The sequence below is a fragment of the Janthinobacterium sp. Ant5-2-1 genome, from assembly GCF_001445815.1.
Classification (GTDB): domain Bacteria; phylum Pseudomonadota; class Gammaproteobacteria; order Burkholderiales; family Burkholderiaceae_D; genus Janthinobacterium; species Janthinobacterium lividum_E.
The window spans coordinates 121,441-129,743 of the sequence record NZ_LNCE01000021.1 but is presented as its reverse complement, the minus strand read 5'-3'; the positions used below and the strand labels follow the sequence as shown (position 1 = coordinate 129,743).

Genomic DNA, 8,303 nt, shown 5'->3' with positions numbered 1-8,303 from the left:
GGCTTTACGCTGCAATATCTCCATATACGTTTTTCAGCTTTCCAAACTCTTTTTAATTTGTTTTCCGAACAACATAAGTTCGCTACAGTGGACTCGTGCTGGTTTTTGACGACGGAATAAAGAGGTGGAAAGATGGCTGCTGCAGAACTGATTTTCGATCCCCGCGCCGCGCATGGCGAGGCGGCTTTTGACGAAGTGCTCAATCTGGCGCGCACCCAGGCGCAGGCGCAAGGCTTGCCGTATGCGGGCATCGTCAGCGCGCAGGATGCATGGCAGCTGGTGCAGGCTGGCAAGGCCGTGCTGGTCGACGTGCGCACGAATGAAGAGCGCACTTTCGTCGGCTATGTGCCTGCCTCGCTGCACGTGGCGTGGGCCACCGGCACGGCCATGAACCGCAATCCCCGCTTTACGCGCGAACTGGAAGCGAAGGTGGGCGGCAAGGATGCCGTCGTGGTGCTGCTGTGCCGCAGCGGCAAGCGCTCGGCCGCGGCTGCCGAAGCGGCCGCCAAGGCCGGTTTCACGCACGTCTTCAATATCGCGCAAGGCTTCGAGGGCGATCTCGACGAGCAGCAGCAGCGCGGCCATAGCGGTGGCTGGCGCTGGCATGCGCTGCCTTGGCTGCAAGATTAAACCTCTTCCCGGGACCACCATGAACCAGCGAGCCATTCCCCCCGCTTCCCTTGCCGCGCAGCCGCAATGGGAACTGCGCCAGATCGTCGATGAATTGCGCGCCGTGCGCGAGCAGTGGCGCGAAGGGCTGGCCAGCAACCAGGAGTGCGGCGCGCGCGAATTCCCGTCGCGCCAGCATTTGCGCGATATCGTCGGCGCCCTGTGCGCGGCCCTGTTCCCCATGCGCCTGGGGCCCCTCGACCTGCAGCAGGAGAGCGAGGATTTCTTTGTCGGCCACACGCTCGACACGACCCTCACGGGCTTGCATGAACAGGTGCGGCGCGAACTCAGTTACCACGCGCGCCAGCATGGCTTGCAGCAGACGGTCTCCATCGAACAGCAGGCGCTGGCCATCGTGCAGCGCTTTGCCCGCGCGCTGCCGCGCATCCGCGCCCAGCTCGACACGGACGTGGCGGCCGCCTTCCATGGCGACCCGGCCGCGCACAGCGTCGATGAAGTGCTGCTGTGCTATCCGGGCATCCTGGCCATCATCCATTACCGCCTCGCGCACACCTTGTATGCGCTCGGCGCGCCGCTGGTGGCGCGCATCATCGCCGAAGTGGCCCATTCGCAGACGGGCATCGACATCCATCCGGGCGCCATTATCGGCAGCAGCTTTTTCATCGATCATGGCACGGGCGTGGTGATCGGCGAGACGGCCATCATCGGTGACAGGGTGCGCATTTACCAAGCCGTCACCCTGGGCGCCAAGCGCTTTCCCGCCGGCGCCGACGGCGCGCTGAAAAAGGGACTGGCGCGCCACCCCATTGTGCAGGATGACGTGGTCATTTATGCGGGCGCGACGATCCTGGGGCGGGTGACCATCGGCCAGGGCTCCGTCATCGGCGGCAATGTCTGGCTGACCCGCAGCGTGGCGCCCGGCAGCCATGTCACGCAAGCGCACAACCAGCAGGAGGCACCGGAATTGCCGGCGCCATCCCACCCCGCCTTTGCCCACCACCCATGAGGACAGCATGTTGATCAAACAGTTTGGACTGGCCGTGCGCCAGTTGCGCGAAGGGCATGGCTGGTCGCAGGAGCGCCTGGCCGAAGCGGCCGACTTGAACCGCTCGTTCATCGGCGAAATCGAACGGGGCGCCGCCACGCCGTCGCTGCTGACGGTGGAAAAACTGGCCGGCGCGCTGGGCATCGGCCTGGCGGGATTGATGGCGCGCTGCGAACCGGAATTGGTGGATTAAAGCGGGTCGATTAAAACGCCGCGTTGGTGGCGATAGCATGTTGAGAAGAATGGAGAGACGCTCGATACTTTATTTGTTTTTCAGATAAGCATATTCACTTTTCTCATCAGGAGTAGTCATGGCAGAAGCAACAGAGAACCAGTTCGCGCTGGGCGATAACGCCGCGCGCCAGCTGGCCAATGCAAGCAAGAGCGTCCCCCAGTTATCCACGATCACGCCGCGCTGGCTCGTGCACCTGCTGCAATGGCTGCCCGTGGAAGCGGGTATCTACCGCCTCAATCGCGTGAAAAATCCGAAGGACGTGCGCGTGGCCTGCTCGCAGCGCGACGAGTCGGAACTGCCGCAAACCTTCGTCGACTACGACGACCAGCCGCGCGAATATTTTCTCAATGCCGTCAGCACGGTGCTCGATGTGCACACGCGCGTGTCGGACCTGTACAGCAGCCCGCACGACCAGATCAAGGAGCAGCTGCGCCTGACCATCGAGACGATCAAGGAGCGCCAGGAAAGCGAATTGATCAACAATCCCGATTACGGCCTGCTGGCCAGCGTGCACGATGACCAGCGCATCTTTACCCTGACGGGCGCGCCCACGCCGGACGACCTTGACGAACTGCTGACGAAAGTGTGGAAGGAGCCGGGCTTTTTCCTCGCCCATCCGCTGGCCATTGCCGCCTTTGGCCGCGAATGCACGCGTCGCGGCGTGCCGCCACCGACGGTCAGTCTGTTCGGTTCCCAGTTCCTCACGTGGCGCGGCGTGCCGCTGATGCCATCGGACAAACTGCCGATCGAAGACGGCAAGACGAAGATCATCTTGCTGCGTGCTGGCGAGCAGCGCCAGGGCGTGATCGGCCTGTTCCAGCCTGGCCTGGCGGGCGAGCAAAGCCCCGGCCTGTCCGTGCGTTTCATGGGCATCAACCGCCACGCGATTTCGTCCTACCTGATTTCGCTGTATTGCTCGCTGGCCGTGCTGACCGACGATGCGCTGGCCGTACTGGAAGACGTGGAGATCGGTAAATACCATGACTACCCAGACACCTACAAGTGATGGCGCGGCGGGCTTGCCTGCCGTCCCGTTCTTGCCCGATGAAGCGACCCTGAACCGCCTGGCCGGTGAATTCTTTGCCCGTTTGCCGGGCTTGGACAAGTCCCCCAGCCTTGGCGGTTCCGGCAGCGTGCTCGATGCGGCGCCCCGCTATGCGAATCGTCCGCCGCCGCAGCCCGGCCCTTCCTTCGCCGCCATTGCCCCCGGCGTGGCGACGGCGCAAGTGCCGCCCGTGAAGGCGCCGCTGGAAGCACCGGTTGCGCCGGCGCCGGCCTCCGTGCCGACGCCACGGGCATCCGCCCTCGGTGCGCCGTCGCCCTACTATTTTGTCGGCGGCGTGCATGGTTATCCCGCGTCGAACGGCAAGCTCGATGGCCTGGCGCAGCAGGGGCTGGGACAGGCTGCGCCCGATGATGTGCGGGGGCTGTTTGCCACGCCGCAGCGCTCGCCCGCGCGCCAGCTGCCCGTATCGCCAGTTGGTGGCCAGCCCGCGTTCTATTTCCAGACCGAGCTGCCAGCGCGGCAGCAAGGGCAAACGCCGGCGCCGTTCGACGTGCATGCCGTGCGGCGCGATTTTCCCGTGCTGGCGGAGCGCGTTAACGGCAAACCGCTGGCCTGGTTCGACAATGCGGCCACCACGCACAAGCCGCAGGCGGTGATCGACCGCGTGTCGTATTTCTATGCGCACGAGAATTCGAACATCCACCGCGCGGCGCACGCATTGGCGGCGCGTGCCAGCGATGCCTATGAAGCGGCACGCGCCAAGGTGGCCGATTTCCTGGGGGCCGCTTCACCCAATGAAATCATTTTCGTGCGGGGCACCACGGAGGGCATCAACCTGGTCGCCAACACGTTCGGCCGCAAATACATCGGCAGCGGCGACGAGATCATCGTCTCGCAGCTCGAGCACCACGCCAACATCGTGCCGTGGCAGCAGCTGGCGGCGGAAAAGGGCGCGACCCTGCGCGTGATTCCCGTCGACGACAGCGGGCAGATCATCCTCGATGAATTCCGCAAGCTGCTCAACGGGCGCACGAAACTGGTGTCCGTGACGCAGGTGTCGAATGCATTGGGTACCGTGACGCCCGTGGCGCAGATCATCGCACTGGCGCATGCGGCCGGCGTGCGCGTGCTGGTCGACGGCGCACAAGCCGTGTCGCATCTGCGCGTGAACGTGCAGGCGCTGGGCGCCGATTTCTATGTCTTTTCGGGCCACAAGGTATTTGGCCCGACGGGCATCGGCGCCGTGTATGGCAAGGCCGACTTGCTCGAGCAATTGCCGCCATGGCAGGGCGGCGGCAACATGATCGCCGACGTGACGTTCGAGCGCACCGTCTACCAGGGCGTGCCGAACCGTTTCGAGGCGGGCACGGGCAATATCGCCGATGCCGTGGGCCTGGGCGCGGCCATCGATTACGTGCAGCGCATCGGCCTGGAAAACATCGCCGCCTACGAGCACGCGCTGCTGGAATACGCGACGCACCACTTGCAGGCCATTCCCGGCGTGCGCCTGATCGGCACGGCGATTGAAAAGGCGAGCGTGGCCTCGTTCGTGCTGGCCGGTTACGAGCCGGCGGAAGTGGGGCGCGCCCTGAACGACGAGGGCATCGCCGTGCGCTCGGGCCACCACTGCGCCCAGCCGATCCTGCGCCGCTTCGGCGTGGAAGCGACCGTGCGGCCATCGTTCGCCTTCTACAACACGTATGAGGAAATCGACCGCATGATCGTCGTGGTCAAGCGCCTGGCGGGCGCGCGCCGCTGACCGTGCCTGCTTGTCAAGCTGATGCCGCCCCTGCGCAAGCGGGGGCGGCATTGTTGCGTCATGTCACGGACTTTGCGCGCGGCTGGCTGACGCCTGCAGGCTGGCGGTATAATTTATCCTTGGCAATATTGAAGCTGCGGCCCAAGGAGATATCCGGTGGAAGATCAACACAGCTCGCCCGAGCTTTTCCTGTTCCTGGCGTCGACCGTGCACGACATGAAAAACTCGATCAGCGTGGTCAGCGGCACTTTGGAGTCGCTGCTGGCGGCCGAGCAGGCGAAAGCAGCCCCCCAGGCCGACCCAGCCTACCTGCAGATGGCGCAGATGCTGTACCAGACCAAGCGCCTCAACGATAACCTGATCCAGCTGCTGGCCCTGTACAAGGAAGTGGGCAAGCCCGGCTACCCGTTCGACGTGCAGCCGCAACTGGTGTGCCAGGTGGTCGACCAGGTGGTGGACCAGGAAAAGATCCTGCTGGCCTCGAAAGGCATCCGGCTGGAGACGGCTTGTGCGCCGGAGCTGATCTGGACGCTCGATGAAGACCTGGTCATCGGCGTGCTCGCGCATGCCATCAACAACGCCATCCGCTACACGAAGGACACGATACGCCTGTCCGTGCGGGAGCACGGCGGCATGCTCGAGCTGCGCGTGGAAGACAATGGCGACGGCTATACGCAAGCCTTGCTCGACGCGGGCAGCGCGGCCATGGACGGCATGGCGGCCGGCGTGAACTTTTCCACCAACAGCACGGGCCTGGGCCTGTATTTTTCCAGCGAAGTGGCAAAGATGCACAAGCACCGGGGCAGCAGCGGCAGCATCGCCCTGGAAAATGGCGGCGCGCTGGGCGGCGGCTGTTTCATCCTGCGCCTGCCCTGAACGAGGACTCCATGACGACAGACAGCCACGCCACCGCCGCCGAAGCGGGCAGCACCGACTGGGCCGACAAGCACTATTTGCTGGTCGACGATTTCATCGGCATCCGCATCCTGCTGCGCGAATCGTTGCGCAACCTGGGCGCGCGCCATATCGACCAGGCGGCCAGCGGCGGCGAAGCCATGAAGCTGCTGGCCAAGACGCGCTACGACGTGGTGCTGTGCGATTACAACCTGGGCGAAGGCAAGAACGGCCAGCAAGTACTGGAGGAAACGCGCGTGCGCAACCTGACGGCGCCGTCCAGCGTGTGGCTGATGGTGTCGGCCGAGAAAAGCGTGGAGTCCGTGATGGGCGCGGCCGAGCACCAGCCCGACGCCTACCTGATCAAGCCGATCACGGAAGGCGTGCTGCTGACGCGCCTGAACCGCGTGTGGCACAAGAAGCAGGTGTTTCGCGAAATCGACCAGGCCTGCATGGAAAAGGATTATCTGCGCGCGGCCAAGCTGTGCGACGCGCAGATCGAAGTCAACAAGCTGCACGAGCTGGAATTGCTGCGCATGAAGGCGTCGTTGCTGCTGAAAAGCGGCGAGCCGGAAAAGGCCCGCGCCGTGTACGAAAAAGTGCTGGCCGAGCGTGATTACAGCTGGGCCAAGGCAGGCCTGGGCAAGATCCGCATGAACAACGGCGAGCACGAGGCGGCGCGGCAGATCTTTCAGGGCGTGATCGTTGAAAACAAGTATTACATCGACGCCTACGACCAGATGGCCGTCGCCTACCAGCTGATGGGTCAGCATGAGGAAGCGTGCGGCGTGCTGGAAAAAGCGGCGCGCCTGTCGCCCAACTCCGTGCCGCGCCAGCGCAACCTGGGCCTGGCGGCCCTGAAGGTCGGCAATGTCAGCATGGCGGAAAAGGCCTTCCGCAAGTGTATTTCCATCGGCGAGTTTTCCGTCATGAAGACGCCGGACGCCTACCTGGGCCTGGCGCGCGTGTGCGGCCTCAAAAAGGATGCCAAGGAGGCGCTGCAATGGCTGCTGCTGGCGCAGCGCGAATTCTCGCCCGAGCAGATCGGGCTGCGCGCGAAGATCACGGAAGGCATGGTGCACCACGAAACGGGCGACTACCGGCGCGCGCGCAAGTGCGGCGATGAACTCGAAGCCATGCTGCTTGACGACCCGGCGCGGCCCGAGAAAAGCATTTGCATGGAACTGGCGACCCTGCTGTTCGCCGTCGGCGTCAAGGATGCGCCGGCCGGCCTGCTGTGCTATGTGGTCAAAAACAACCACGACAACCAGGTGGTGCAGGACGAAGTGCAAAAGATTTTCGACAAGGCCAAGATGGGCGACGAGGGCACCAGCCTGATCATCGCTTCGCGCAAGGAAGCGTCGGACCTGATGAACAAGGGCGTGCTGCTGTGGAAGACGGACAAGCTCAACGAAGCGGTGGCCTGGATGCGCACGGCGCGCGAAAAGCTGCCGAACAACTTGCGCATCCTGTTCAATTCCGCGCAAATCATCGTGTCGTTCCTGGAGCAGCGCGGCTACCAAGCGGAATTGGCGGCCGAAGCCATGGAAGTGTTGTTGTATGTAGACAAAATTGCACCAGGGCAGCAGCGCTTTGCGCAATTGATGGAGCAACTGGTGCAACTGACGCCGCCGCCCGGGCCGGAAGAGGCTGTCGTGGTAGCGGAAAAAACGCCGCCGGCGCCGGAAAAAGGGGGAAAAGTCGTGCGTGAGCGTGCCGGATGATAAACTAGGGGCCAGCGTGGGTTCGCCCGTGCTTGAGTTGCTTTACAACAATAAGGAAGAAACTATGCGTGATGTGGTCAATGAAGTGTACAAAAAAATGAAAGTCGGCAGTATTGCCTGGGTACGCCCGGTCGCCGCCAAGGGAGACACGCTGGAAACATTCCAGTCTTCGTACGAGCACGCCAAGGCGCTGGCCGACGAAGGCCTGATCACGATCGGTGACGTAAAACGCCAGGCCGACAACATGATCGAGGCGATCCGCATTCATCGTATCGCCTGATCATATTGCCGGCTTGCAGCATCAGGCCTTGCCTGGCGCTTTAGCCTTGGGCGCCGCGCGTTTCGCGGGCGCCTTACGCAGCGGGGCCTTGGCCTTGGCTGCCGTGCCTGCCTCAGCAGGTTTGGCCGGCTTGCTGGCCGCTGGCTTGGCTTTGCTCACGCTGCCAAAGCTGGCCGCCGCCGCACTGGCGGCATCGGGCGACATGGCCGTCGATACGGCTTGCTTGAACTGATCTTGTAACAAATTCCACCAGGCACTTGGATTGGCCAGCTGGGCTGCCGCCTGGCTGCCGGCATCGCTGGGCGCCGCCGCAGCCGGTTCCGGTGCGGGCGCAGGCGCCGGTTTCGGTTCAGGCGCTGGCGCCGCTTGCTGGAAAAACGCGGAAGCGTAGGGCACGGATTCAAACACGGATTTCTCGCTGGCGCCGGGCTGGGTAATGGCCGCCGCCAGGGAAGCGCCCATCGATTTCAGGGTGGCGATGGTGCCGCGCTGCACTTCCAGTGCCTGGATACTGCCGCGCAGCATGCTGGTATTGAGGTTCAGCCAGGCTTCGACGGCTTTCAAGTCATTGATTTTCTTGTCCAGCTCTTCCACCGACATGGTGGGCGCCGTGATGCCAGGCACGCCCATGCCGGGCACACTCATGCTGCCCCACAGGTTCTTGACGAAGTCGAGGGTGTCGGTCACAACTGCTGCGCCCGGCATTTGGGGCATTTGCGGGTTTGCCATG

Annotated in this window: 9 protein-coding genes; 8 read left to right on the top strand and 1 reads right to left on the bottom strand. The window is 63.6% G+C overall.

Going from position 1 to position 8,303, the window contains the following annotated elements; translation table 11 throughout:
* The first annotated feature begins 132 nt into the window (after nt 1–132).
* The 8 genes from ASN89_RS08285 to ASN89_RS08250 all read left to right on the top strand — a co-directional run bounded on the left by ASN89_RS08285 (nt 133) and on the right by ASN89_RS08250 (nt 7,573).
* Nucleotides 133–630 carry a rhodanese-like domain-containing protein gene (locus ASN89_RS08285; protein WP_082654478.1) on the top strand — a complete coding sequence of 166 codons (498 nt, stop codon included), beginning with the start codon at nt 133–135 and terminating at the stop codon, nt 628–630.
* 19 nt (nt 631–649) lie between these two features.
* A complete protein-coding gene (epsC, locus tag ASN89_RS08280) occupies nt 650–1,636 on the top strand; it encodes a serine O-acetyltransferase EpsC (RefSeq protein WP_058048939.1) in 987 nt (328 codons plus the stop codon).
* Between the two features lie 7 nt (nt 1,637–1,643).
* On the top strand, nt 1,644–1,868 hold the full coding sequence (locus tag ASN89_RS08275) for a helix-turn-helix domain-containing protein (protein WP_034784364.1): 225 nt from the start codon (nt 1,644–1,646) through the stop codon (nt 1,866–1,868).
* Between the two features lie 118 nt (nt 1,869–1,986).
* Nucleotides 1,987–2,916 carry a family 2A encapsulin nanocompartment shell protein gene (locus ASN89_RS08270; RefSeq protein WP_058048938.1) on the top strand — a complete coding sequence of 310 codons (930 nt, stop codon included), beginning with the start codon at nt 1,987–1,989 and terminating at the stop codon, nt 2,914–2,916.
* On the top strand, nt 2,891–4,675 hold the full coding sequence (locus ASN89_RS08265) for a family 2A encapsulin nanocompartment cargo protein cysteine desulfurase (RefSeq protein ID WP_058048937.1): 1,785 nt from the start codon (nt 2,891–2,893) through the stop codon (nt 4,673–4,675). Before ASN89_RS08270 ends, ASN89_RS08265 begins: the two co-directional genes overlap by 26 nt.
* A gap of 156 nt (nt 4,676–4,831) precedes the next feature.
* Nucleotides 4,832–5,551, top strand: coding sequence for a sensor histidine kinase (locus ASN89_RS08260; RefSeq protein WP_058048936.1), 720 nt, complete (start codon nt 4,832–4,834; stop codon nt 5,549–5,551).
* Nucleotides 5,552–5,562: 11 nt separating this feature from the next.
* Entirely contained in the window at nt 5,563–7,293 is a 1,731-nt protein-coding gene (locus ASN89_RS08255) for a response regulator (protein ID WP_046682164.1), read from the top strand.
* Nucleotides 7,277–7,573, top strand: a complete 297-nt coding sequence (locus ASN89_RS08250) for a hypothetical protein (protein ID WP_225242919.1) — start codon at nt 7,277–7,279, stop codon at nt 7,571–7,573. Before ASN89_RS08255 ends, ASN89_RS08250 begins: the two co-directional genes overlap by 17 nt.
* Nucleotides 7,574–7,594: 21 nt before the next feature.
* Here the strand turns inward: ASN89_RS08250 and ASN89_RS08245 are convergent, their stop codons facing one another.
* Nucleotides 7,595–8,302, bottom strand: coding sequence for a PhaM family polyhydroxyalkanoate granule multifunctional regulatory protein (locus ASN89_RS08245; protein ID WP_058048935.1), 708 nt, complete (start codon nt 8,300–8,302; stop codon nt 7,595–7,597).
* Nucleotide 8,303: the final 1 nt, after the last annotated feature.

What these genes read in the sequence shown, in the direction of transcription:
- ASN89_RS08285 (WP_082654478.1), top strand. Translation starts at nt 133, where the DNA reads ATGGCTGCTGCAGAACTGATTTTCGATCCCCGCGCCGCGCATGGCGAG.
- epsC (WP_058048939.1), top strand. Translation starts at nt 650, where the DNA reads ATGAACCAGCGAGCCATTCCCCCCGCTTCCCTTGCCGCGCAGCCGCAA.
- ASN89_RS08275 (WP_034784364.1), top strand. Translation starts at nt 1,644, where the DNA reads ATGTTGATCAAACAGTTTGGACTGGCCGTGCGCCAGTTGCGCGAAGGG.
- ASN89_RS08270 (WP_058048938.1), top strand. Translation starts at nt 1,987, where the DNA reads ATGGCAGAAGCAACAGAGAACCAGTTCGCGCTGGGCGATAACGCCGCG.
- ASN89_RS08265 (WP_058048937.1), top strand. Translation starts at nt 2,891, where the DNA reads ATGACTACCCAGACACCTACAAGTGATGGCGCGGCGGGCTTGCCTGCC.
- ASN89_RS08255 (WP_046682164.1), top strand. Translation starts at nt 5,563, where the DNA reads ATGACGACAGACAGCCACGCCACCGCCGCCGAAGCGGGCAGCACCGAC.
- ASN89_RS08245 (WP_058048935.1), bottom strand. Translation starts at nt 8,302, where the DNA reads ATGGCAAACCCGCAAATGCCCCAAATGCCGGGCGCAGCAGTTGTGACC.